Origin of the sequence: Pseudomonas sp. R2-60-08W (assembly GCF_003852335.1) — a bacterium.
In the GTDB taxonomy this organism is placed as follows: domain Bacteria; phylum Pseudomonadota; class Gammaproteobacteria; order Pseudomonadales; family Pseudomonadaceae; genus Aquipseudomonas.
Window position 1 is genome coordinate 2792176 of sequence record NZ_CP027731.1, and the last position, 22780, is coordinate 2814955.

A 22780-nucleotide genomic window follows, 5' to 3' on the forward strand; every position below is an offset into this window, starting at 1 on the left:
TGGTTATGGCGCGCCAGGGTGTGTATGTGGATACTGCCCGATTGACATAAACGAACGAGGAGAGCAGATGAGCACCGTACGTTGGGGCATGATCGGCTGTGGCAGTGTCACTGAATTGAAGAGTGGACCCGCTTTCTACAAAGCGCCAGGTTCTGCCCTGGTAGCCGTGATGGGGCGGCGCGAGGACGCCGTGCGCGATTATGCGACACGTCATGGCATTGCCCGCTTCTATACCGACGCCCAGGCCCTGATCGACGACCCCGAGGTGGACGCGGTGTACATCGCCACGCCACCCGACAGCCACCTCGAGTACAGCTTGATGGTGGCAGCGGCAGGCAAGCATTGCTGCGTCGAAAAGCCCATGTCGTTGAACGCCGAACAGAGCGCGTTGATGCAACGCACCTTCGAGCGCGCCGGGCTGCACCTGTTCGTCTCCTACTATCGGCGCTCATTGCCACGCTTCCAGCAAGTGCGCAGCTGGTTGCAGGAAGGCCGTATCGGCGAGCTACGCCACCTGACCTGGACCCTGTGCAAGCCTGCGGCACAGGCCGACACCAATCCCGCCAATTGGCGCACAGACCCGGCGATTGCCGGCGGCGGTTATTTTGCCGACCTGGCCAGCCATGGGTTCGACCTGTTCCAGTACCTGGCGGGAGATATCGTCGAAGTGTCGGGCTTCACCGCACGGCAGGCCGGGCGTTACGCGGCGGAAGACGCAGTGACCGCCTGCTGGACCTTTGCCAGCGGTGCGTTGGGCATGGGCTGCTGGAACTTCGTGGCAGACCGCCGCGAAGACCGGGTCGAGCTGATCGGCAGTCATGGACGCATCACGTTCTCGGTATTCGAAGACCAGCCGCTGCGTCTTGAAGGGGAGTCCGATGAGGTGCTGGAAGTGCCTTGTCATGCGCACATCCAATGGCACCACGTGCTTGCGATGAATGCCCATATCCGTGGGGAAGCCAAGCACCCTTCGCTGGCAATCGAGGCGCTGAAGACGGATCGAATCCTGGACAAGGTGCTGCAACGTTATTCTCAACATCCCTAGCCGTCGCGATAGCGTGGTGATTCACTTTGTTTAAACGGATATCGCGATGAAATACTGGATGGTGGGGTGGCTGCTGATCATCACCGGCGCAACGGCAGCGCCGCGCAGCCAAGGGCTGCCGGGGGACTTTGATTTCTATGTATTGTCGCTGTCATGGTCGCCGACGTTTTGCCTGACACACCCGGACAACGAGCAGTGTTCGGGCAAAGGCTACGGGTTTGTCCTGCATGGCTTATGGCCGCAGTACGCGCGAGGCGGGTGGCCGGCCTCCTGTGCCCCTGATGTGCGATTGACCAACGAAGAAATGCGCAAGGGCGAGACGCTGTTTCCCACCCGTGCGCTGCTCAAGCATGAATGGGCCAAGCACGGCACCTGCAGCGGGCTCGTGCCGCTGGATTACCTGGAGAAAACCGATACGGCACTGGGGGCGGTGGTCATTCCGCCACAACTGCAGCCGTTCAATACGCCGCCGTCATTAGCGGCCAGCGAGATCGAGGCACTGTTTCGCGACAGCAACCCACGCATGGGCAATCACGGGATGGCTGTCATCTGCAAAGGCAAAGTGCTGTCTGAAGTGCGGGTATGCCTGACCAAGGACCTGGCCTTCGCCGGTTGCCCGCGCAGCGTGAAAAGCCAGTGCCGCAGCGGCGATATCCGGATCCCCGCGCAGCGCTGAGCCTGGATGCCTCACGCAGCTTGCAGCTTGAGGGGCATTTTGTTCAATACCGAGTTCGCTCCAGCCTATAGCGTGATGTCATCCGTCTGACATCACGAAAAGGAACCGCAATGAGCTTGATCATTTCCATGGCGGCGTTCGCCCTCGCCACTTCCATTACGCCAGGGCCGGTCAACGTGGTCGCCCTGAGCAGCGGCGCGCGCTTCGGGTTTGCTGCCAGCCAGAAGCACGTGTTCGGCGCTGCGCTCGGCTTCACGCTGCTGTTGATACTGATCGGCCTGGGCCTGCACGAGGTGCTGCTGCGCTGGCCGATCCTGACCCAACTGATCCAGTGGGGCGGGGTGGCCTTTTTGCTGTACATGGCCTGGAAGCTCGCCGTCGATGATGGCCAGTTGCAGGCCGATGGCGCTGCCACGGCGCCATCGATGTTGTACGGCGCGATCATGCAGTGGCTCAACCCCAAGGCCTGGCTGGCCTGTGTGGCGGGAATGGGGCTGTTTGCGGCGGACGGCGATGCCGGGCAAGTCTGGTTGTTCGCTGGCCTCTACCTGGTGATCTGCTACCTGTCGGTGGCGTGCTGGGCCTATGCCGGAACGTTTCTGCGGCGCTACCTGCACAATCCCCAGGGTGTCAGAGTATTCAACCGCTCGATGGCCGCGTTGCTGGTGGCCAGTGTGGGTTATTTGCTGATGGCTTGAGTATGTCGCGGTATTGCCCGGGCGTGGCGGCGAAATGCTGTTTGAACGCACGCTGGAAATGCGCCTGGTCGGCAAAGCCTGCGGCCAGGGCCACGTCGGCAATCAGCTCGCCATGGCGCAGCTGGGTGCGGGCGAACTGGATACGGCGATTGACCAGAAAGGCATGGGGTGTCAGCCCGTAATACTGTTTGAAGGCGCGAATCAAATAAGACGGCGACAGCTCGGCCGCTTGGCAAATGTCCTCGAGCTTCAGGGCCTCGGTGCAGTGTTCACGGATGTAGTCGGCGGCCCGCTCCAATTTGTGATTGACCTCCCGTACCGGTGCGAGCGAAGGATTCAGGCGCTGCTGCACCTCGCTGAAATAGCTCACCAGCGCGCTCTGTTTGTGCAGCAGTTCGGCCCGCTCATCCACCAACAGGCGGTACAACGCCAGCAAGCCGTTGTACAACGACGGGTCCTGCGTATGGGGGGTGTTGAACGGGCGGTAACCCTGGTCGGTACTGAAGCCCAGTTGATGCTGCAGGTCGGTCAGCCAGGGCGTGTCGAGGTAGAGCATATGGTAGGACCAATGCTCGTTTTCGATGGGATTGCAGGCATGCACATCGCCGGGGTTCATCAACACCACGGTGCCGGCGCTGATCTGGAAGGTCTGCGCGCCATGGTGGTAATAGCTGCGCCCGCGGGTGATTGCGCCGATAGAAAAATGTTCATGGGCATGCCGCGTATACGTCACCTTGCGTCCGTCGGCGATGGTGCGCGCCTCGATGAACGGCATGCGCTCGTCGCGCCAGAAGCGCGGCGAGTGCGAAGGGTGGGCGCGAGTGTTCAACGACATAGCGAGAGCTCCTACGTTAAGCGGGCACCAGAAAGGCCGCTTCCAGCAATTGCCGAGTATAGGGGTGCTGTGGGTTGGCGAAAATCGCCCCGGCATCGCCTTGCTCCACTACTTGACCCTGCTTGACCACCATCAACTGGTGACTCAGCGCCTTGACCACCGCCAAGTCATGGCTGATGAACAGGTAGGTCAGGTTGTACTTGGCCTGCAAACCGCGCAGCAGTTCCACCACCTGGCGTTGCACGGTACGGTCCAGCGCCGACGTCGGCTCATCCAGCAGGATCAGGCGCGGTTTGAGCACCAGGGCGCGGGCGATGGCGATGCGCTGGCGCTGGCCGCCGGAAAACTCATGGGGGTAGCGGTGCCGCGACTCCGGGTCCAGGCCGACTTCCTTGAGGGCGGCAATAATTGCTGCTTCCTGCTCGGCGGGCGTGCCCATTTTGTGGATGCGCAACCCCTCGCCGACGATCTCGCTGACGCACATGCGCGGGCTCAGGCTGCCGAAGGGGTCCTGGAATACCACCTGCATCTCGCGGCGCAACGGGCGTACCTGTTGCTGGGTGAGGCGGTCGAGTTGCTGGCCTTCGAAGCGAATGCCGCCCTGGCTGCCAATCAAGCGCAGGATCGCCAGGCCCAGGGTGGACTTGCCCGAGCCGCTTTCGCCGACGATGCCCAGGGTTTGCCCCTGGGGCAGGCTGAAGTTGATGCCGTCCACGGCCTTGACGTAATCGACGGTGTTGCGCAAAAAGCCTTTCTTGATCGGGAACCAGACTTTCAGGTCGTCCACTTCCAACAGCGGTGGCCCGGCGGCGTTGGTGGTCGGCCCGCCGCTGGGTTCCGCCGCCAGCAATTCCTGGGTGTAAGGGTGTTGCGGCGCCTGGAACAGCGCCTCGCAATCGGCCTGTTCGACGATGCAGCCCTGTTGCATCACGCACACCCGGTGTGCGATCCGGCGTACCAGGTTCAAGTCGTGGCTGATCAGCAATAACGCCATGCCCAGGCGCGCCTGCAGTTCCTTGAGCAGTTCCAGGATCTTCAATTGCACCGTTACATCAAGTGCCGTAGTCGGCTCATCGGCGATCAGCAGTTCCGGCTCGTTAGCCAGGGCCATGGCGATCATCACCCGCTGGCGCTGGCCACCGGAGAGTTCGTGGGGCAATGCCTTGAGGCGCTTATGCGGCTCGGGGATGCCCACCAGCTCCAGCAGTTCCAGGGTGCGCTGGGTGGCGACCTTGCCGGTGAGGCCCTTGTGCAGGCCGAGCACTTCGTTGATCTGTTTTTCGATGCAGTGCAGCGGGTTCAGCGAGGTCATCGGCTCCTGGAAGATCATCGCGATGCGGTTACCGCGAATGTGCCGCAGGGTCCTTTCCTTGAGCGTCAGCAGGTCTTGCCCGGCGTAGTGGATGGTGCCGGACGGGTGCCGCGCCAACGGGTAGGGCAGCAGGCGCAGGATCGAATGGGCGGTCACCGATTTGCCGGAGCCGCTTTCGCCGACCAGGGCCAGGGTTTCGCCGCGCTTGATATCAAAGCTGACGTTATTGACCACGCGATGGTGATGCTCGCCGGTGACGAACTCGACACTGAGGTCGCGGATTTCGATCAGATTGTCCTGATTCATCTCATTTCCTCGGGTCGAAGGCATCGCGAGCGGACTCGCCGATAAACACCAGCAGGCTCAACATGATCGCCAGCACGGCAAACGCGCTCATGCCCAGCCACGGCGCCTGCAGGTTGGATTTGCCCTGGGCCACCAGTTCGCCCAATGACGGCGAGCCGGCCGGTAGGCCGAAGCCCAGGAAGTCCAGGGCGGTGAGGGTGCCGATGGCGCCGGTGAGGATGAACGGCATGAAGGTCATGGTCGAGACCATCGCATTGGGCAGGATATGGCGGAACATGATCGCGCCGTTCTGCATGCCCAGCGCACGGGCCGCGCGCACGTACTCCAGGTTGCGCCCGCGCAGGAACTCGGCGCGCACCACGTCCACCAGGCTCATCCACGAGAACAGCAGCATGATGCCCAGCAGCCACCAGAAATTGGGCTGCACGAAGCTGGCGAGAATGATCAGCAGGTACAGCACTGGCAACCCGGACCAGATCTCCAGGAAACGTTGCCCGGCCAGGTCCACCCAACCGCCGTAAAAACCCTGCAGGGCGCCGGCGATCACGCCGATGATCGAGCTGAGCACGGTCAGCGTCAGCGCAAACAGCACCGACACGCGAAAACCGTAGATGACCCGCGCCAGTACATCGCGGCCCTGGTCATCGGTGCCCAGCAGGTTGACGCTGGACGGCGGCGCAGGGGCCGGCACTTTCAGGTCGTAGTTGATGCTCTGGTAGCTGAACGGGATCGGTGCCCATAAGGTCCAGGCGTCTTTGGCCTTGAGCAATTCCTGGATATACGGGCTCTTGTAGTTGGCTTCCAGGGGAAACTCGCCGCCGAAGGTGGTCTCCGGGTAGCGCTTGAGCGCCGGGAAGTACCAGTCACCGTCGAAGTGCACGGCCAGCGGTTTGTCGTTGGCGATCAACTCGGCGCCCAGGCTCAGCCCGAACAGGATCAGGAACAGCCACAGCGACCACCAGCCACGCTTGTTCGCCTTGAACCGCTCGAACCGGCGGCGATTGAGGGGGACAGGTTCATCTCAATGCTCCCGGCTGGCGAAGTCGATACGCGGATCGACCAGGGTGTAGGTGAGGTCACCGATCAGTTTCACGATCAGCCCCAGCAGCGTGAAGATAAACAGCGTGCCGAACACCACCGGATAGTCGCGGTTGATCGCCGCTTCAAAGCTCATCAGGCCGAGGCCGTCGAGGGAGAAGATCACTTCCACCAGTAAGGACCCGGTAAAGAAGATGCCGATGAAGGCCGAGGGAAAACCGGCGATCACCAGCAACATCGCGTTGCGGAACACATGGCCGTAGAGCACGCGGTGGTTGGTCAGGCCCTTGGCCTTGGCGGTGACCACGTACTGTTTGTTGATCTCGTCGAGAAAGCTGTTCTTGGTCAGCAGGGTCATGGTGGCGAAGTTACCGATTACCAGGGCGGTCACGGGCAGGGCCAGGTGCCAGAAGTAATCGAGCACCTTGGCGCCCCAACTCAATTCGTCGAAGTTGTTGGACGTCAGCCCGCGCAAGGGGAACCAGTCCAGGTAACTGCCGCCGGCAAACACCACGATCAACAGAATGGCGAACAGGAACGCCGGGATCGCATAGCCGACGATGATTGCCGAACTGGTCCACACATCGAAATGGCTGCCGTGGCGCGTAGCCTTGGCGATGCCCAGGGGGATCGACACCAGGTACATGATCAGGGTGCTCCATAGCCCGAGGGAAATGGACACCGGCATCTTTTCCTTGATCAGGTCGATGACCTTGGCGTCACGGAAAAAACTGTCGCCGAAATCCAGCCGGGCATAGTTCTTGACCATGATCCACAGGCGTTCCGGCGCCGACTTGTCGAAGCCGTACATTTTCTCGATTTCCTTGATCAGCGCCGGGTCGAGCCCCTGGGCGCCGCGATAGCTGGAACCGGCCACCGCGACTTCGGCGCCGCCACCGGCGATACGGCTGGTGGCGCCGTCAAAGCCTTCGAGCTTGGCGATCATCTGTTCCACCGGCCCGCCGGGGGCGGCCTGGATGATCACGAAGTTGATCAGCAGAATGCCGAGCAGCGTGGGGATGATCAGCAACAGGCGACGAACAATATAGGCCAGCATTCAATCGCCTCCGCTCGCCGCTTCGGCGCTTTGTGTGGTGTCCAGGGGGATCGCCGGTTTGACGTCGGGTTTGGCCCACCAGGTGGCGGTGCCGACGTCATAGCGCGGCGAGACTTGCGGATGGCCGAGGTGGTCCCAATACGCCACACGGAAGGTCTTGATGTGCCAGTTGGGGATCACGTAGTAACCGAACTGCAGCACGCGGTCCAGCGCCCTGGCGTGCGCGATCAGGCTTTTGCGCGAGTCGGCGTCGATCAGTTGTTCGACCAGTTGGTCGACGGCCGGGTCTTTCAGGCCCATGTAGTTGCGGCTGCCGGGTTTGTCGGCGCTGGACGACTTCCAGAACTCACGCTGCTCATTACCCGGCGAGGTGGATTGCGGAAAGCTGCCCACCAGCATGTCGAAATCCCGCGAGCGCAGGCGGTTGATGAACTGCGACACGTCAACCCGGCGAATCACCAGGTCGATGCCCAGGTCGGCCAGGTTGCGCTTGAACGGCAGCAGGATGCGCTCGAATTCGGTCTGGGCCAGCAGGAATTCAAGGGTGACCGGTTTGCCGGTGGTGTCGACCATCTTGTCGTCGACGATCTTCCAGCCGGCCTCTTGCAACAGCTGATACGCCTCGCGCTGCTGCGCACGGATCATGCCGCTACCGTCGGTTTTGGAAGGCTCGAAGGACTGGGTGAAGACTTCGGCAGGGATCTTGTCGCGCAGGGGCTCGAGAATCGCCAGTTCATCCGGGCCGGGTAAACCGGTGGCGGCCATTTCCGAGTTTTCGAAGTAACTGCGCGTGCGGGTATAGGCGCCATTGAATAACTGTTTGTTGCTCCATTCGAAATCCAGCAACAGGCTGATGGCCTTGCGCACCCGGACATCCTGAAACATCGGTTTGCGCGTATTGAACACGAAACCCTGCATACCGGTGGGATTGCCGTTGGGGATTTCTTCCTTGATCAAGCGGCCCTCGGTTACCGCCGGAATGTTGTAGGCGTTGGCCCAGTTTTTCGCGCTGAACTCCAGCCAATAATCGAACTGCCCGGCCTTCAGGGCTTCCAGGGACACGGTGCTGTCGCGGTAATAGTCAGTGATGCGGTTATCGAAATTGTAGAAACCCTTGGCGACCGGCAGGTCCTTGGCCCAGTAGTCCTTGACCCGCTCGTAGCGAATCATGCGCCCGGCCTTTACCTCAGCCACCTTGTACGGGCCACTGCCCAGCGGAATTTCCAGGTTGCCCTTGGAAAAGTCCCGGCTGGCCCACCAATGTTTGGGCAGTACCGGCAATTGCCCGAGGATCAGTGGCAGCTCACGGTTGTTGGTGCGCTTGAATTTGAACAGCACCCGCAACGGGTCCTCGGCGACCACTTCATCCACGTCGGCGTAGTAAGTGCGGTAGAGCGGGGTGCCATCCTTGATCAGGGTCTGGAAGGTGAACACCACGTCTTCGGCGCGGATCGGGTGGCCATCATGGAAGCGTGCCTCGGGCCGCAGATAGAAGCGCACCCAACTGTTGTCCGGCGCCTTTTCGATCTTGCCGGCCACCAGGCCGTATTCGGTGATGGGCTCGTCCAGGCTCTGCATGGCCAGGGTGTCGTAGATCAACGGCAGATTGTCTGCGGGCACGCCTTTGCTGATGTAGGGGTTGAGGCTGTCAAAGCCGCCCATGGCCGACTCGCGGAAGGTGCCGCCCTTGGGGGCGTCGGGGTTCACATAGTCAAAATGCTTGAAATCGGCGGGATACTTGGGCGGCTCGTTATACAACGTCAACGCATGTTGCGGGGCGGCCTGGGCCGCGCTGCACAGCAACAGGCTGGCGAATAGAGTACTGCGCAAAGACATCATTGGGCTTTCTCCGAAGCTTTCAGCCACCATGCGCTCAAGCCCAGGCTGTAGGGCGGCGTGGTGACAAACGCGAACCGGTTGCGGTACGCCAGGCGATGATAGTTGAGGTACCAATTGGGAATGCTGTAGTGCTGCCACAGCAGCACCCGGTCCAGGGCGCGGCCGGCGGCCAGTTGTTCTTCGCGGGTCTGGGCCGCGAGCAGTTGTTCCAGCAGGTGGTCGACCACGGGGTTGGCGATGCCGGCGTAATTCTTGCTGCCCTTGATGGCAGCCTGGCTGGAATGGAAGTACTGCCACTGTTCCAGCCCTGGGCTGAGGGTCTGGTTGAGGGTGACCAGGATCATGTCGAAGTCGAACTGGTCGAGGCGCTGCTTGTACTGCGCACGGTCAACGGTGCGCAGGTGCGCGTCGATGCCGATACTGATCAGGTTCTCGACATAGGGCTGCAGGATGCGCTCCAGATTCGGGTTGACCAGCAGGATTTCCAGGCGCAGCGGTTGCCCATCCTGGTTCAACAGGCGTTGGCCGGACAGCTTCCAGCCGGCCTCGCCGAGCAGGCCCAGGGCGCGGCGCAGGGTGTCGCGGGGGATGCCGCGACCGTCGGTTTGCGGCAGGCTGAAGGCCTGGGTAAACAGCCTGGCCGGCAGTTGGTCGCGGTAGGGCGAGAGCATCAGCCACTCGTGACCGACCGGAACGCCGGTGGCGGAAAATTCGCTGTTGGGGTAGTAACTCAAGGCGCGTTTGTAGGCATTGCTGAACAGGGTGCGGTTGGTCCATTCGAAGTCGAACATCAACCCCAGGGCTTCGCGCACCTTGGTCTGGCTGAAGGCCGGGCGCCGGGTGTTGATGAACAGGCCCTGGCTCTGAGTGGGGATGCGGTGGGCGATCTGCGCCTTGATAACCTCGCCGCGGTTCACCGCCGGGAAGTGGTAGCCGGTGTCCCAGTTCTTGGCCTGGTGTTCGATATAAATGTCGAATTCGCCCGCCTTGAAGGCTTCAAAGGCGACGTCGCTGTCGCGGTAGAACTCCACCTCGACCTTGTTGTAGTTGTACAAACCCTGGTTGACCGGCAGGTTCTTGCCCCAGTAATCCTTGACCCGTTCGAACACCAGCTGGCGGCCGGGGGTGACCTTGCTGATGCGGTACGGCCCGCTGCCCAGTGGCGGCTCGAAGGTGGTGGCCTTGAAGTCGCGGTTCTTCCAGTAATGCTGGGGCAGCACGGGCAACTCGCCCAGGCGCAGGATCAGCAGCGGGTTGCCGGCGCGCTTGAACACAAAACGAATGCGATGGCGATTGAGGATGTCGACCCGCGCCACTTCCTGCAGGTTGGTGCGGTATTGCGGGTGGCCTTCGGTCAACAGGGTTCGGTAGGAAAACGCCACGTCATCGGCAGTAATCGGTGCCCCATCGTGAAAACGCGCCTCGTGGCGCAGGTTGAACACCACCCAGCTACGGTCCTCGCTGTATTCCACCGATTGGGCAATCAGCCCGTAGCTGGACGTCGGCTCATCGCCGGAAGGGGCGTACTGGCCAGTGCCGACCATCAGCGGTTCGTTCAGCTCGTTGACGCCGTACTGCAGGAAGTTACCGGTGGAAACCGGGCTGGTGCCCTTGAAGGTATAAGGATTGAGAGTGTCGAACGTGCCAAAGGCCATCACCCGCAGTGTTCCGCCTTTCGGCGCTGCAGGATTTACCCAATCGTAATGGGTGAATTTGGCCGGGTACTTGAGTGTGCCGAACTGCGCGTAACCGTGGCTCTCGGTAATCGTCGCGTTCGCAGCAAAGCTCAAGGCCAGACTTATTAGTAGAAGGAGGGAACGCTTCAAGTCAGAGATCCGATCCGGGCGGCTTGGGCTTTATGATCGGTACAGTAACAGCTTGTTCCGGATGGAAAAAGGCTGCTGAGAGCACTGAAGATCCAATGTGGGAGGGGGCTTGCCCCCGTAGCTTTGTGCCAGTCAGTACATAGGCTAACTGAGCCACCGCTATCGGGAGCAAGCCCCCTCCCACAATTAGCTCTTCAGTGTTCTTGAGGTATCAGCGCGGCCCGGAAACCACCAGCATCTGCCCAGGCTTCAACGCCTGGCCGGTACGTGGGTTCCAACGCTTGAGATGTTGCATCTCGACGTTGAAGCGCTTGGCGACCATGTACAGCGAGTCGCCTTTCTTGACCTTGTACTGCACCGGTTTGGTCGCGGCGGCTTTACGCGTGTCCTGCATCACCAGGGTCTGGCCGACCTTGAGCGCCTGGCCGTTGAGCTTGTTCCAGCGCTGCAGGTCATGCACATCGACCTTGTTGGCCTTGGCGATCAGTGTGAGGTTGTCGCCAGTGCGCACCTTGTAGCTGCGGGTACGCCCAGCCACCGCCTTGGTCTCGACTTCGTCGAACACCGGCTTTTTCGGGCGCATGCTCAACAATTCTTCCGGCTTCATCGTCGACAGGGTGCTGGTGAGCAGTTGCGCCTTGGAGGTGGGCACCAGCAAATGCTGGGGGCCGTCCAGGGTGGTGCGTTGTTTCAGGGCCGGGTTGAGCTGGAACAGCTCGTCTTCATCGATTTCCGCCAGCGCGGCGACCCGGGACAGGTCCATGCTTTGCTTGACTTCAACCACTTCGAAATACGGCGTGTTGGCAATCGGGTTGAGGTTGACGCCATACGCCTCGGGGGCCAGCACCACCTGGGACAACGCCAGGAATTTGGGCACGTAGTCCTTGGTTTCCTGGGGCAGCGGCAGGTTCCAGTAGTCCGTCGGCAGGCCGAGCTTCTCGTTGCGCTCGATGGCCCGGCTCACCGTGCCTTCACCGGCATTGTAGGCCGCCAGGGCCAGCAGCCAGTCGCCGTTGAACATGTCGTGCAGACGGGTCAGGTAGTCCAGTGCGGCGGTGGTGGAGGCGGTGATATCGCGGCGACCGTCGTAGGCGCGGGTCTGGCGCAGGTTGAAGTAGCGCCCGGTGGACGGAATGAACTGCCACAAGCCGACCGCATCGCTGCGCGAATAGGCCATCGGGTTGTAGGCACTTTCAATCACTGGCAGCAGCGCCAGCTCCAGGGGCATATTGCGTTCTTCAAGGCGCTCGACGATGTAATGAATGTAGAGGCTGCCGCGTTCGCCGGCGTTCTCCAGGAAGGACGGGTTGCTGGCGAACCACAGGCGTTGTTGCTCGATGCGCGGGTTGACCCCTACGCCGTCCTGCAATTGAAAGCCCCGACGCATGCGTTCCCAGACATCCTGGGGCACTTCGGGGCTGGGCTTCTCTGAGAGCCAAATAGGTTTTTGCTTGATCTTGGCAGCAAGATTGGGTTTGGGTTGCACGGTGGATTGTGCAGCGTAATGAGTCGATTGGCAGCCCGCCAGAGTTGCGGAAACGGCCACCGCCACGGCTTGAGCCAGGCGGGTCAATGCGTCTGAAGAAATGGATTTACGAATAGATGACGACATTGGCTGGAAGTAAGTTCCGGGCAAAAATGTCGGGCGATTCTAGAAAGCGCTTCGGTTCCGGTCAACCATTCAGAAATTACGTATCAGATTGCGTCCGCTTAGAACTTATCTTTCCAAGCCCTCAAGCTAGCAAACACCTCGGCCCCAGAGCGGTTGTCGCGTCCGTTCCGTTCGTCCGCTTTTTGTTTAACGGATGTTTCAGAGGTGCGTAGAAAAGGGTTGGTGCGTTTTTCCAGGGCCAGGTTGGACGGCAGCGTCATCTCGCCACGGGCGCGCAATTGAGCGACTTCTGCCACTCGTTCAGCGATGTCGGCATTATGCGGTTCCACGGCTTGGGCAAACTTGAGGTTACTTTGTGTGTATTCGTGGGTGCAGTACACCAAGGTATCGGCAGGCAGGGCAGCCAGGCGTTCCAGGGACGCGTGCATCTGTTGCGGCGTGCCTTCGAACAGGCGACCGCAACCGGCGGCAAACAGGGTGTCGCCACACAGCAGCACGCCTTGATGGTAATAAGCGATGTGGCCAAGGGTGTGGCCGGGCACTGCATACACATCGAAATCCCAGCCGAGCACGGTGATGCGGTCGTTATCCTGCAAGTCGACGTCCCGTGCCGGGATTTTCTCGTTCGCGGGGCCATACACCCTGGCGCCGGTGACCGTCTTGAGTTGCTCGACGCCGCCGACGTGGTCATGGTGATGGTGAGTGACCAGGATATCGCTGAGGGTCCAGGCCGGGTTCTGCTTGAGCCAGGCGAGCACCGGCGCGGCGTCACCGGGGTCGACCACGGCGCAACGGTGGGTTTGCTCATCCTGTAACAACCAGATGTAGTTATCGGTGAAGGCGGGCAGGGCACTGATCTGTATCATTCTTCGATTCGCCAAGCTGAACACATTGGTGCATCTTAGAACGTCTAGGCGAGTTGGAGAATGCAATGACTGATAAAGCGTTCGCCCAGGCCGATCCTGAGTGGCTGGCCCTGATCGGCGCAGCCCGCGAATGGTTGTCCGGGCCGCTTGGGCAATTTCTGCTGGATGAAGAGCGGCGCATGCTCGATGACGAGCTGGGCCGGTTCTTTGGTGGCTATCTGGTGCATTACGGCCCGTCGGCCGAAACGCCGCCGTGCGCACCGCAGGTACAACGCAATGTACGCCTGGGGGCGCCGTTGCCGGGCGTGGAAATCGTCTGCGAGGAGCAGGCCTGGCCGTTAAGCGAAAACGCCGCTGATGTGGTGGTGTTGCAGCACGGCCTGGATTTTTGCCTGTCTCCCCATGGCTTGTTGCGCGAAGCCGCCAGCAGCGTGCGTCCCGGTGGCCATTTGCTGATTGTCGGCATCAACCCCTGGAGCAGTTGGGGCCTGCGCCACGCGTTTGCCCAGGACGGCCTGCGCCAGGCGCGCTGCATCGCACCTTCACGGGTGGGCGACTGGCTGAACCTGCTGGGCTTCGCGCTGGAGAAACGCCGCTTCGGGTGCTATCGTCCGCCGCTTGCGTCCGCCAAATGGCAGGGGCGCCTCGCCGGCTGGGAACGCCGCGCAGGTGCCTGGCAACTGTCGGGTGGGGGCTTCTATTTATTAGTGGCGCGCAAGATCGCGGTCGGGCTGCGGCCGGTGCAGCAAGTGCGCCGCGAACCGCTCGCCAAGCTGGTGCCGATGCCCCTGGCCAAGGTCAACCGCGAACAGCGCGAACCGTAAAACCTCTTTTGATTCAGGCTCAATAACCGATGACCGATAGCGTAGAACTCTTCACCGATGGCGCCTGCAAGGGCAACCCCGGCCCCGGCGGCTGGGGCGCATTGCTGGTGTGCAAGGGCGTGGAGAAGGAGTTGTGGGGCGGCGAAGCCAACACCACTAACAACCGCATGGAGCTGATGGGCGCCATTCGCGGCCTGGAAGAGCTCAAGCGGCGCTGCAACGTCCTGCTGGTGACCGATTCGCAATATGTGATGAAGGGCATCAACGAGTGGATGGTCAACTGGAAGAAGCGCGGCTGGAAAACGGCGTCCAAGGAACCGGTCAAGAATGCCGACCTGTGGCAATTGCTCGACGAGCAATGCAACCGGCATGACATCACCTGGAAATGGGTGCGTGGGCATATCGGTCATCCCGGCAATGAACGGGCTGACCAGCTCGCCAACAGGGGCGTGGATGAAGTGCGCGGCTACAAGCAGAGCTGAAGCCGGCTGACGTGTTAACATCGCGCCCTTTGACTCACCCCACACCGTTGAGAGCTGAACCCTGATGGCCATCCGATCCGTTGTACTCGATACCGAAACCACCGGCATGCCGGTGACCGATGGTCACCGGATCATCGAAATCGGCTGTGTCGAACTGATGGGCCGCCGTCTGACCGGTCGTCACTTTCACGTCTACCTGCAACCGGACCGCGACAGTGACGAAGGCGCGATCGGCGTCCACGGCATCACCGACGAGTTCCTCAAGGGCAAGCCGCGCTTTGCCGAAGTGGCCGATGAGTTTTTCGAGTTCATCAACGGCGCCCAACTGATCATTCATAACGCGGCGTTCGACGTCGGCTTCATCAATAATGAATTTTCCCTGATGGGGCAGATGGATCGAGCGGATATTTCCCAGCACTGCTCGATCCTCGACACCTTGATGATGGCCCGCGAGCGTCACCCGGGCCAACGCAACAGCCTCGATGCCTTGTGCAAACGTTACGGCGTGGACAACTCCGGCCGTGAACTGCACGGCGCCTTGCTCGACTCCGAGATTCTGGCTGAGGTTTACCTGGCCATGACCGGTGGGCAGACCAGCCTGTCGCTGGCCGGTAATGCCTCCGATGGCAACGGTTCGGCGGAAGGCTCGGGCAATCGTCCCTCGGAGATCCGTCGCCTGCCGGCTGATCGCAGGCCTACGGCTATCATCCGTGCCAGCGAGCAGGATCTGGCCGAGCATGCCGCGCGATTGGACGCGATCGCCAAGGCAGCCGGTGCGCCAGCGTTGTGGACTCAATTGACCCAACAATGATCCTGGTTTGATGCAGTAAAAAAATGTGGGAGAGGGCTTGCCCACTCCCACAGGGTGCTCATGACATGGGCGTCAGACTTTGAACTGGCGCAAGAGCCCGTCAAGCTGCTCACTCAAGCCGCGCAATTGCGCGCTCGCCACGCTCGACTGTTCAGCCGCCAGCGCGGTGCTGTGGGATAAGCCGGCCGCCTGGGTGACGTTCTGGTTGATGTCTTCCACCACATGGGCCTGTTGCAGGGTGGCACTGGCAATCGAGGCGTTCAGCCCGTTGAGATTATGCAGCGCCTGGCCGATGGCACTGAGGCTTGCACCGGCCAGGCCGGCTTGTTCGATGGTCAGTTGCGAGGCGCTGTGGCTGTCGCTGATGACCTTGACCGCCGCTTCCGAATGGCCCTGCAACCGCTCGATCATCGCCTGGATCTCAGCCGTGGATTTCTGCGTGCGCTGGGCCAGCAACCGTACCTCATCGGCCACCACGGCAAACCCACGACCCTGCTCGCCGGCGCGTGCGGCCTCGATGGCGGCGTTGAGGGCGAGCAAATTGGTTTGGTCGGCAATTGAACGAATCACTTCCAGCACGCCGCCGATCTGGGTGCTCTCGCTGGACAGGGTTCGGATAACCTCCACGGCCTGGCTGATGGTGGTGGAGAGCTGGTCGATCTGCTGCAAACTGCCGTCGATGTTGACCTGGCCTTGTTGCGCCTGGGCTTGGGCGTCGCGCATTTCGCTAGCGGCGTGCTCGGCGTTCTTGGCCACGTCCTGCACGCCGTAGGTGACTTCATTTATCGCGGTGGCCACCAGTTCCATCTGTTGCGACTGCTGCTGGCTGCGGTCGTGGGCCTGGCTGGCGTTGTGGCCCAACTCGGTGGACGACTCGCCCAGGGCGTTGGCGCACACCTGCAATTGGCCGACCACCTGGCGCAATTTGGCGGTGAAGGTATTGAAGTGCTGGGACAGTTGGGTGACCTCGTCGCGTCCGTGGGTATCGAGGCTGCGGGTCAGGTCGCTTTCACCGCTGGCGATGTTGCCCATGGCATTCACCGCCGCCTGCAACGGTTGCAGGATGCTGCGCGCGATCAACAGCACCAGCAGGGCCATGATCAGCGCGATGCCCAGGCCGATGGCAGAGGCTTTCCACACCTGGACGGTGAACTCGGCCTGCACGTCGTCCACGTAGACGCCCGAGCCGATAATCCAGCCCCAGGGTGCGAACAACTGGATGTAGGAGGTTTTCTGCACCGGCGCATCGGCCCCCGGTTTCGGCCAGCGGTAATTGACGATGCCGGCGCCCTTGGCCTTGGCCAGGCTCACGAACTCGTTGAACACCGCAAACCCGTCCGGATCGCGGATCGCCGAGAGGTTCTGGCCGTCCAGCTTGGGATTGGCCGCGTGCATGATCATCACGGGGGTGAGGTCGTTGATCCAGAAGTAATCGTCGTGGTCGTAACGCAGGCCGCGCACAGCGCTCAGGGCTTGCTGCTGCGCCGCTTCGCGGGTGAGCACCCCGGTTTTTTCCAGGTTCTGGTAGTAGCCCAACACGCCGCTGGCGGTTTGCACCACATGCTGGGTCTGTTGACGTTTGGCCTGGTAGAGGTCGTCATGGATCTGTTTGAGCATCAACGCGCCCAAGGTCAGCAGCATCAGCACGGCGACTACCAGGATCAGCCAGAGACGTCGGCTGATCGACATATTGCGCAAACTGTTCATCGTCCTGTCACTCCGTGCCTTTTATAATTGTGGGTGTTGCATCGACTTTTTCGGCTTGTCTGATAGGCTTTCGGCCCGTAATCGAAAAACCTGAGTACTGCCTGATTTTTCACGGAATTTTTGCAGTCCGGCATTGAGAATCGATGCCGGGCGCTGCAGCGCGCTCGTTGTCAGTGAACTTAAAAAACATAAGAGGCATGCCAGGCGCGTGACCTTTGGAGAAAGCATGGATTTTTGGACTGCCATACAGGCATTGATTCTTGGCGTGGTCGAGGGGCTGACGGAGTTCCTGCCGATCTCCAGCACCGGCCACCAGATCATCGTCGCCGACCTGATCAACTTCGGCGGCGAGCGTTTCGAGGCATTCAATATCATTATCCAGCTGGGCGCGATCCTGGCCGTGGTCTGGGAATTTCGCCGCAAGATCCTCGACGTGGTCATCGGCTTGCCCACTCAGCGCAACGCCCAGCGCTTCACCGTGAACCTGATCATCGCCGTGTTGCCGGCGGTGGTGCTGGGGGTGATTTTCGCTGACCTGATCAAGCATTACCTGTTCAACCCGATCACCGTGGCCACGGCCCTGGTGGTGGGCGGCGTGGTCATGTTGTGGGCTGAACGTCGCCAACATGCCGTTCATGCCGAAACCGTGGACGACATCACCTGGAAAGACGCGCTCAAGGTCGGCGTCGCCCAGTGCCTGGCGATGATCCCAGGAACTTCGCGCTCCGGTGCGACGATTATCGGCGGCCTGCTGTTCGGCCTGTCGCGCAAGACCGCCACCGAGTTTTCGTTCTTCCTGGCGATGCCGACCATGGTCGGTGCAGCGCTGTACTCGGGCTACAAATACCGCGACCTGTTCCAGCCGGCGGACCTGCCGGTGTTCGCCATCGGCTTTGTCACCTCGTTCATCTTCGCGATGATCGCGGTCAAGGGCCTGCTCAAATTTATTGCCAACCACAGCTACGCGGCCTTTGCCTGGTACCGGATCGCGTTCGGCCTGGTGATCCTGGCGACCTGGCAATTCGGCTGGATCGACTGGACCGCCGTCAAGCCATGAGCATTCAGCATCCGCGCCTGAAGGCGTTGGTCCTGCTAGTGCTGTGCGCCGCTCCGTTGCTGGGTGCGGCGCTATTGTGGCAGCGCGGCGAAACGGTCATGCCGTTGGCCGCCTACGGGGTAGTCAGCGTGGTGGCGTTCTTTCTGTACTGGAGTGACAAGCGCAAGGCCCAGACCGAGGGCCGGCGCATCCCGGAAAACATCCTGCACGCCGTCGAGCTGGCGGGCGGTTGGCCGGGGGCGTTGATCGCCCAGCAAGTGTTCCGGCACAAGACGCGCAAGGTGTCTTACCAGGTGCTGTTCTGGGTGATCGTGCTGCTGCACCAGGTGTTCTGGCTGGACCAGCTGCTTCTCGGCGGCACGCTGCTGTCGGTTCTATAGCAACAACCCCACCTGCGTGCGCTTGGGCAGCTTGCTCACCACCAATTGGTGGGAGCGCTGCAACAAGCCACGCAGTTCCTCGGGCGCCAGCGGGTAGGGCGTGTTCATGATGATCCATTGAGCGCGTGCCAAGTACGGCGCCGGGTGGATGCCTGGGCGGTCGACGTGGCCGAGGAACAGTTCCTTGTCGACCTTGAACGCCAGCGAGTCGCCGCGCAGGTTCTGCAGCGCGAACATCTTGTTGCCGGCAATCGAGAACACCCGTACGCCGCCCCATTTGTAGTCCTCGCGTGCGCCCGGCAGGCTCAGGCAGAATTGCGCGACTTGCGCTTCGGTCATGCTCATAGCAGGCGATCTCCACAGCCTTTGAAACCTTCTTCCAGGTAGTCGATCCAGGCGCGAATGGCCGGCAGCACGCCGCGCCGGTGCGGATACACGGCCTGCAGCCAGCCGCCGGGCAACGACCATTGCGGCAGCAGCTGCACCAGTCGGCCGCTGGCCAGTTCCTCTTCGCAATACATCATCGGCAGCACCGTGAAGCCCACGCCCATGAGGGCGCTGGTCTTGCGTACGATAAAGTCTTCGATGCCCAGGCGCGCCTCCATGACCAGCTCGTGAGCGTTGCCCTGGGGGTCGATGATGCGCTGGTGCACCATGCGGTCCGCCTCGAGTGCGCCCATTATCGGTAATTGCCTGAGGTCGTCCAGGCTGTCGACCTGTCGATCACGCAGCAGTGCCGGGCTGGCCACCAGCACGGTCTGCGCCTGGCGCAGGCGTTTGGTGACCAGCAACGGGTCTTCGTCGCCCAGTTCGCGCACGCGCAAGGCTACGTCGATCCCTTCGCCCACCAAGTCGACGCGGCGGTTGACCAGGGTCATGTCCAGTTGCACCAGGGGGTGGGCGGCGAGAAAGCCGGCCACCAGTTCCGGCAGGATCTGTTGGGCCAGGCCGACCGGGCAAGTGACCCGCAGACGCCCACGGGGCTCGGTGGACATGCTGGCCACGGCCTCATCGGCCATCTCTGCTTCCAGCAACATCGCCTGGCAGTGGCGCAGGTAGCGCTCGCCGACGGCGGTCAGGGTCAGTTGCCGGGTGGTGCGTTGCAGCAGGCGCGCGCCCAGGCGTTCCTCCAGCTCGGCAATGCGCCGCGACAGGCGCGATTTGGGAATCCCCAGCAGGCGGCCGGCGGCGGCGAAACCGCCGGCTTCGACGACTTTGGCAAAATAGTAGAGGTCGTTGAGGTCTTGCATGGTCAGCCTATTGTCCTGTCAGTGGGACAATCTATCGCATTCCAGATGGCTTATCGACCATTGGTTGGATGCGTAGCATCAACGCCATCTGATCGCCCCTGTCGATCCCACCCTCGGAGATCCACCATGAAACTGTTGCATATCGATTCCAGCATCCTCGGCGACAACTCCGCTTCCCGTCAGCTCAGCGCCGGCGTGGTCAAGGCATGGCAGGCCGCCGAGCCGGGTGTGGAAGTGACTTACCGTGACCTCGCCAGCGAAGGCATCAACCATTTTTCCGGCGCCACCCTGGGTGCGCTGGGCACCGCTGCCGAACTGCGCGATGCCGCGCAAAAGCATGAAGCCGAACTGAGCGCATCGTCGCTGGCTGAATTCCTCGCCGCCGATGCCGTGGTGGTGGGCGCACCGATGTACAACTTCACCATCCCGACCCAACTCAAAGCCTGGATCGACCGCATCGCGGTCGCCGGCCAGACCTTCCGCTACACCGAGGCTGGCCCTGAAGGCCTGTGCGGCAACAAGAAAGTCATCATCGTCTCCACCGCCGGCGGCCTGCATGCCGGCCAGGCGTCCGGTGCCGCCCATGAAGGCTACTTGAAGTTGCTGTTCGGCTTTCTCGGCATCACTGATATCGAAATCGTACGTGCTGAAGGCCTGGCCTACGGCGACGAAGTGCGCAGCAAAGCCTTGAGCGACGCCAACGTGCTGATCAGCGAGCACTTGTTCGCCGCTGCGTAAGGCTTGTGTAAATGTTCGTCGCGGCCGGTTTCAATCTGAAGCCGGGCGTCTAAACTCTGTATTCTGTTCGCCTGAGCGCGAGCGGAGTACGGAGTTTTTGCATTTATGGCCCAGGTTATGCACGCTTGGGTTCACTACCCTGGAATTTTCATACGGCATGCCGGTTCTCACGCAGCAAAGGTGGACATCCCCATGATGCGTCTCTGTGCTGTTTTGGTTCTTTCCCTGTGCGGCGGCCTGCTTTCAGTGCACGCCGCGCCTGCGCCGCACCCGCATTGGAGTGTGGGCTTTCATCGCATGAGCGTCCTGGACCCGCTGGATTCGCAGCCGATGAAGGCCATTGCGTTCTACCCCTCCACCGACACCGAGCACACCACGACGTTGGGCGCCTACCATGTAGCTGCCGGCGAAGACGCCAAGGTCGCCATCGGCCGTTTCCCGATGCTGATGCTGTCGCACGGCAATACCGGTACGCCGCTGGCCCTGCATGACCTGGCCACCTCGCTGGCGCGCAAGGGCTTTGTGGTGGTGGCGGTGCTGCACCCCGGCGACAACTACAAGGATCACAGCCGCCTGGGCACCGTGAGCAATCTGTATGGCCGGCCGATCCAGATTTCCCAGGCAATCACCGCGACGCTGGACGACCCGATGCTGTCGCCCTTCGTCGACATCGACCAGGTGGGCGTGATCGGCTATTCGGCCGGCGGTGAAACTGCGCTGATCCTGGCGGGGGCCAAGCCGGATTTCGAGCGCCTGCGCCGCTATTGCCAGCAGCGCCCGGAGGACCGTGACGCCTGCACCACCAAAGGCGAACTGGTGGTCGACCGTGACGACTTGCAGCCCCAGGCCGACCCGCGCATCCATGCCCTGATGCTGATGGCGCCGCTGAGCCTGATGTTTGGTCGCCACACCCTGGCTGACGTGCACGTACCGGTGCTGCTCTACAGTGGCGATGGCGACAAATTGGTGGCGGTGGACAAAAACGCCGCCGCGCTGGCGCGCAAACTGCCGGAGCCGCCGGACTTCAAACTGTTGGCCGGGGCAGGGCACTTCGTGTTCATGGCGCCGTGCGACAGCGACCAATTGGCGACGATGCCGGCCATCTGCACCGATGCCGACGGTGTCGACCGTGAGGGCATCCACCGCGATCTGGTCTCCGAGGCCGGGCGCTTTTTCAGTCACACCCTCGGCGAGGCCACCCGTGCCGGGTTACAGACGGCCGATCAGTAAGCGCGACGCTTGAGCAGCACGGTCAGTGCCAGCGCCGTGACTGACAGCAGCGCCGCGCAGAAGAATATCCAGCCATAGCCGAGGTTCAGCGCCACCGCGCCCATCAACGGGCCGGCAATCGCCAGGGCCAGGTCGAAAAACACCGCATACGCACTCAGCCCGGCGCCACGGCTACTGTCTGGCACGCGCTTGATAGCCTCGACCCCGAGCGCCGGGTACACCAGTGATAAGCCAAAGCCGGTCAACCCCGCGCCAATCAACGCTACGCCGGTCGACGGCGCCAGCCACAACAGCGTAAGGCCCAGGGTCTCGATGAGCATGCAGGCGATGGCGGCGGTGAAACCGCCCACGCGGCTAATGGCGGAAATGAACACCAGGCGCGACGCGATAAAACACACGCCAAATACCGTCAGGCAGTACGCTGCGCCGGTCCAGCCGCGATTGAGGTAGTACAAGGTGATAAAGGTGGTCAGCGTGCCGTAGCCAATCGAGGCCAGGCACAGGCTGGCGCCAAACGGAGCGATACGTCCGAACACCGCCCAGAACGGCAGGCGTTCGCCGCGCACCACCGGCACCGAGGGTTTGTTGCGGATCAGCACCAGGCCCAGCGCGGCCAGCCCTGTCAGCGCCAGGCCCAGGCTGGCGAAGCCATAGTCGGCCACCATCACCACCCCCAGCGGCGCGCCAATGGCGATGGCGCCGTAGGAAGCGATACCGTTCCAGGAAATCGACCGGGCCGTGTGTTCGGTGCCGACCGCGCCCATGCACCAACTGATGGTGCCCACGCCAATCAAGCCCTGGGCCACGCCCAGCAACAGCCGACCGGCGATCAGGATGGTCAGGCTCAGCGCCGGCAGGTCCTCCAGCAGCACCGCGATAAACGTCAGCACGCCACTGATCAGGATGCCGGCCAGGCCCAGCACAATGGCGCGCTTGGTGCCGACGTTGTCCGACATGCGCCCGGCCATCGGCCGACTGAGCAAGGTGGCGAGGTATTGCGAACCAATGGTGACCCCGGCCACCACGGCGCTGTAGCCCAGGTGTTCGTGAACATAGCCTGGAATTACCGCAATCGGCAGGCCGATGCAGATAAACGCAATGAAGGTGTAGAAGACGATGGAGACGATCTGCAGGGTGATCGACAGGGAGGAGGGGGCGGCGGGCATGTGAACTCGTTCGCTGGCGGGCGGT

At 61.8% G+C, this 22780-nt stretch carries 21 protein-coding genes and 1 pseudogene; 10 read left to right on the top strand and 12 right to left on the bottom strand.

What is annotated here, in order from left to right; genetic code table 11:
* Window positions 1-67 precede the first annotated feature (67 nt).
* The 3 genes from C4J90_RS12635 (at window position 68) to C4J90_RS12645 (ending at window position 2419) form a co-directional block, all read left to right on the top strand.
* Window positions 68-1045 carry a Gfo/Idh/MocA family protein gene (locus C4J90_RS12635; RefSeq protein WP_124362716.1) on the top strand — a complete coding sequence of 326 codons (978 nt, stop codon included), beginning with the start codon at window positions 68-70 and terminating at the stop codon, window positions 1043-1045.
* A gap of 46 nt (window positions 1046-1091) precedes the next feature.
* Complete coding sequence (locus C4J90_RS12640) at window positions 1092-1721, top strand: ribonuclease T2 (protein ID WP_124419939.1); 630 nt, start codon at window positions 1092-1094, stop codon at window positions 1719-1721.
* A 110-nt stretch (window positions 1722-1831) separates the two neighbouring features.
* Window positions 1832-2419 carry a LysE family translocator gene (locus C4J90_RS12645; RefSeq protein WP_124362718.1) on the top strand — a complete coding sequence of 196 codons (588 nt, stop codon included), beginning with the start codon at window positions 1832-1834 and terminating at the stop codon, window positions 2417-2419.
* Here the strand turns inward: C4J90_RS12645 and C4J90_RS12650 are convergent.
* The 8 genes and pseudogenes from C4J90_RS12650 to gloB form a co-directional block, all read right to left on the bottom strand.
* Entirely contained in the window at window positions 2361-3254 is an 894-nt protein-coding gene (locus tag C4J90_RS12650; protein WP_124419940.1) for an AraC family transcriptional regulator, read from the bottom strand. The genes C4J90_RS12645 and C4J90_RS12650 overlap by 59 nt on opposite strands.
* Window positions 3255-3270: 16 nt before the next feature.
* Window positions 3271-4872, bottom strand: coding sequence for an ABC transporter ATP-binding protein (locus C4J90_RS12655; protein ID WP_124419941.1), 1602 nt, complete (start codon window positions 4870-4872; stop codon window positions 3271-3273).
* Between the two features lies 1 nt (window position 4873).
* Window positions 4874-5881 (bottom strand): annotated as a pseudogene (locus C4J90_RS12660) (ABC transporter permease); the annotation flags it as partial.
* Window positions 5882-5893: 12 nt separating this feature from the next.
* Window positions 5894-6967 carry a microcin C ABC transporter permease YejB gene (locus C4J90_RS12665; RefSeq protein WP_124419942.1) on the bottom strand — a complete coding sequence of 358 codons (1074 nt, stop codon included), beginning with the start codon at window positions 6965-6967 and terminating at the stop codon, window positions 5894-5896.
* Window positions 6968-8806, bottom strand: coding sequence for an extracellular solute-binding protein (locus tag C4J90_RS12670; protein ID WP_124419943.1), 1839 nt, complete (start codon window positions 8804-8806; stop codon window positions 6968-6970).
* Window positions 8803-10632, bottom strand: a complete 1830-nt coding sequence (locus C4J90_RS12675) for an extracellular solute-binding protein (RefSeq protein WP_124419944.1) — start codon at window positions 10630-10632, stop codon at window positions 8803-8805. The genes C4J90_RS12670 and C4J90_RS12675 overlap by 4 nt, the downstream gene beginning before the upstream one ends.
* Window positions 10633-10843: 211 nt before the next feature.
* The gene (locus tag C4J90_RS12680) at window positions 10844-12244 is read right to left on the bottom strand and encodes a transglycosylase SLT domain-containing protein (RefSeq protein ID WP_124362725.1); all 1401 of its coding nucleotides are present in this window, start codon (window positions 12242-12244) and stop codon (window positions 10844-10846) included.
* A 98-nt stretch (window positions 12245-12342) separates the two neighbouring features.
* Window positions 12343-13110, bottom strand: a complete 768-nt coding sequence (gloB, locus tag C4J90_RS12685) for a hydroxyacylglutathione hydrolase (protein ID WP_124419945.1) — start codon at window positions 13108-13110, stop codon at window positions 12343-12345.
* A 65-nt stretch (window positions 13111-13175) separates the two neighbouring features.
* Between gloB and C4J90_RS12690 the strand changes: the two genes are divergently transcribed.
* The 3 genes from C4J90_RS12690 (at window position 13176) to dnaQ (ending at window position 15227) form a co-directional block, all read left to right on the top strand.
* Window positions 13176-13934 carry a class I SAM-dependent methyltransferase gene (locus C4J90_RS12690; RefSeq protein WP_124419946.1) on the top strand — a complete coding sequence of 253 codons (759 nt, stop codon included), beginning with the start codon at window positions 13176-13178 and terminating at the stop codon, window positions 13932-13934.
* Window positions 13935-13963: 29 nt separating this feature from the next.
* Entirely contained in the window at window positions 13964-14416 is a 453-nt protein-coding gene (gene rnhA / locus C4J90_RS12695) for a ribonuclease HI (protein WP_057725161.1), read from the top strand.
* A gap of 70 nt (window positions 14417-14486) precedes the next feature.
* Window positions 14487-15227 (top strand): DNA polymerase III subunit epsilon, encoded by a 741-nt coding sequence (dnaQ, locus tag C4J90_RS12700; protein WP_164485286.1) that lies wholly within the window; start codon window positions 14487-14489, stop codon window positions 15225-15227.
* 72 nt (window positions 15228-15299) lie between these two features.
* Here dnaQ and C4J90_RS12705 read toward each other — a convergent pair whose 3' ends face one another.
* The gene (locus C4J90_RS12705) at window positions 15300-16934 is read right to left on the bottom strand and encodes a methyl-accepting chemotaxis protein (RefSeq protein WP_124419947.1); all 1635 of its coding nucleotides are present in this window, start codon (window positions 16932-16934) and stop codon (window positions 15300-15302) included.
* A gap of 226 nt (window positions 16935-17160) precedes the next feature.
* On the opposite strand from C4J90_RS12705, the gene C4J90_RS12710 reads away from it, so the two are divergent.
* Window positions 17161-17991, top strand: coding sequence for an undecaprenyl-diphosphate phosphatase (locus C4J90_RS12710; RefSeq protein WP_124362730.1), 831 nt, complete (start codon window positions 17161-17163; stop codon window positions 17989-17991).
* Window positions 17988-18371 (top strand): DUF1294 domain-containing protein, encoded by a 384-nt coding sequence (locus tag C4J90_RS12715; RefSeq protein ID WP_124419948.1) that lies wholly within the window; start codon window positions 17988-17990, stop codon window positions 18369-18371. The genes C4J90_RS12710 and C4J90_RS12715 overlap by 4 nt, the downstream gene beginning before the upstream one ends.
* Here the strand turns inward: C4J90_RS12715 and C4J90_RS12720 are convergent.
* Window positions 18366-18716 (bottom strand): MmcQ/YjbR family DNA-binding protein, encoded by a 351-nt coding sequence (locus C4J90_RS12720; protein ID WP_124362732.1) that lies wholly within the window; start codon window positions 18714-18716, stop codon window positions 18366-18368. The two genes, C4J90_RS12715 and C4J90_RS12720, sit on opposite strands and share 6 nt — an antisense overlap.
* Window positions 18713-19621: a LysR substrate-binding domain-containing protein gene (locus C4J90_RS12725; RefSeq protein WP_124404091.1), complete on the bottom strand. Its 909-nt coding sequence runs from the start codon at window positions 19619-19621 to the stop codon at window positions 18713-18715. Before C4J90_RS12725 ends, C4J90_RS12720 begins: the two co-directional genes overlap by 4 nt.
* A 126-nt stretch (window positions 19622-19747) precedes the next feature.
* On the opposite strand from C4J90_RS12725, the gene C4J90_RS12730 reads away from it, so the two are divergent.
* Together C4J90_RS12730 and C4J90_RS12735 are read left to right on the top strand one after the other, a co-directional pair.
* The gene (locus C4J90_RS12730) at window positions 19748-20359 is read left to right on the top strand and encodes an FMN-dependent NADH-azoreductase (RefSeq protein ID WP_124362734.1); all 612 of its coding nucleotides are present in this window, start codon (window positions 19748-19750) and stop codon (window positions 20357-20359) included.
* Window positions 20360-20551: 192 nt separating this feature from the next.
* Window positions 20552-21589 (top strand): dienelactone hydrolase, encoded by a 1038-nt coding sequence (locus C4J90_RS12735; RefSeq protein ID WP_124366929.1) that lies wholly within the window; start codon window positions 20552-20554, stop codon window positions 21587-21589.
* Here C4J90_RS12735 and C4J90_RS12740 read toward each other — a convergent pair.
* Window positions 21583-22755 carry an MFS transporter gene (locus C4J90_RS12740; protein WP_124419949.1) on the bottom strand — a complete coding sequence of 391 codons (1173 nt, stop codon included), beginning with the start codon at window positions 22753-22755 and terminating at the stop codon, window positions 21583-21585. The two genes, C4J90_RS12735 and C4J90_RS12740, sit on opposite strands and share 7 nt — an antisense overlap.
* Between the last annotated feature and the right edge of the window lie 25 nt (window positions 22756-22780).

Bases quoted from the DNA above. Each gene is read 5' to 3' on its own strand.
- C4J90_RS12735 (WP_124366929.1), top strand. From the start codon at position 20,552: ATGATGCGTCTCTGTGCTGTTTTGGTTCTTTCCCTGTGCGGCGGCCTG.
- C4J90_RS12705 (WP_124419947.1), bottom strand. From the start codon at position 16,934: ATGAACAGTTTGCGCAATATGTCGATCAGCCGACGTCTCTGGCTGATC.
- C4J90_RS12655 (WP_124419941.1), bottom strand. From the start codon at position 4,872: ATGAATCAGGACAATCTGATCGAAATCCGCGACCTCAGTGTCGAGTTC.
- C4J90_RS12730 (WP_124362734.1), top strand. From the start codon at position 19,748: ATGAAACTGTTGCATATCGATTCCAGCATCCTCGGCGACAACTCCGCT.
- C4J90_RS12740 (WP_124419949.1), bottom strand. From the start codon at position 22,755: ATGCCCGCCGCCCCCTCCTCCCTGTCGATCACCCTGCAGATCGTCTCC.
- C4J90_RS12650 (WP_124419940.1), bottom strand. From the start codon at position 3,254: ATGTCGTTGAACACTCGCGCCCACCCTTCGCACTCGCCGCGCTTCTGG.
- C4J90_RS12645 (WP_124362718.1), top strand. From the start codon at position 1,832: ATGAGCTTGATCATTTCCATGGCGGCGTTCGCCCTCGCCACTTCCATT.
- C4J90_RS12665 (WP_124419942.1), bottom strand. From the start codon at position 6,967: ATGCTGGCCTATATTGTTCGTCGCCTGTTGCTGATCATCCCCACGCTG.
- C4J90_RS12640 (WP_124419939.1), top strand. From the start codon at position 1,092: ATGAAATACTGGATGGTGGGGTGGCTGCTGATCATCACCGGCGCAACG.
- C4J90_RS12725 (WP_124404091.1), bottom strand. From the start codon at position 19,621: ATGCAAGACCTCAACGACCTCTACTATTTTGCCAAAGTCGTCGAAGCC.
- C4J90_RS12690 (WP_124419946.1), top strand. From the start codon at position 13,176: ATGACTGATAAAGCGTTCGCCCAGGCCGATCCTGAGTGGCTGGCCCTG.
- C4J90_RS12635 (WP_124362716.1), top strand. From the start codon at position 68: ATGAGCACCGTACGTTGGGGCATGATCGGCTGTGGCAGTGTCACTGAA.
- gloB (WP_124419945.1), bottom strand. From the start codon at position 13,110: ATGATACAGATCAGTGCCCTGCCCGCCTTCACCGATAACTACATCTGG.
- rnhA (WP_057725161.1), top strand. From the start codon at position 13,964: ATGACCGATAGCGTAGAACTCTTCACCGATGGCGCCTGCAAGGGCAAC.
- C4J90_RS12670 (WP_124419943.1), bottom strand. From the start codon at position 8,806: ATGATGTCTTTGCGCAGTACTCTATTCGCCAGCCTGTTGCTGTGCAGC.
- C4J90_RS12680 (WP_124362725.1), bottom strand. From the start codon at position 12,244: ATGTCGTCATCTATTCGTAAATCCATTTCTTCAGACGCATTGACCCGC.
- C4J90_RS12710 (WP_124362730.1), top strand. From the start codon at position 17,161: ATGGATTTTTGGACTGCCATACAGGCATTGATTCTTGGCGTGGTCGAG.
- C4J90_RS12720 (WP_124362732.1), bottom strand. From the start codon at position 18,716: ATGAGCATGACCGAAGCGCAAGTCGCGCAATTCTGCCTGAGCCTGCCG.
- C4J90_RS12715 (WP_124419948.1), top strand. From the start codon at position 17,988: ATGAGCATTCAGCATCCGCGCCTGAAGGCGTTGGTCCTGCTAGTGCTG.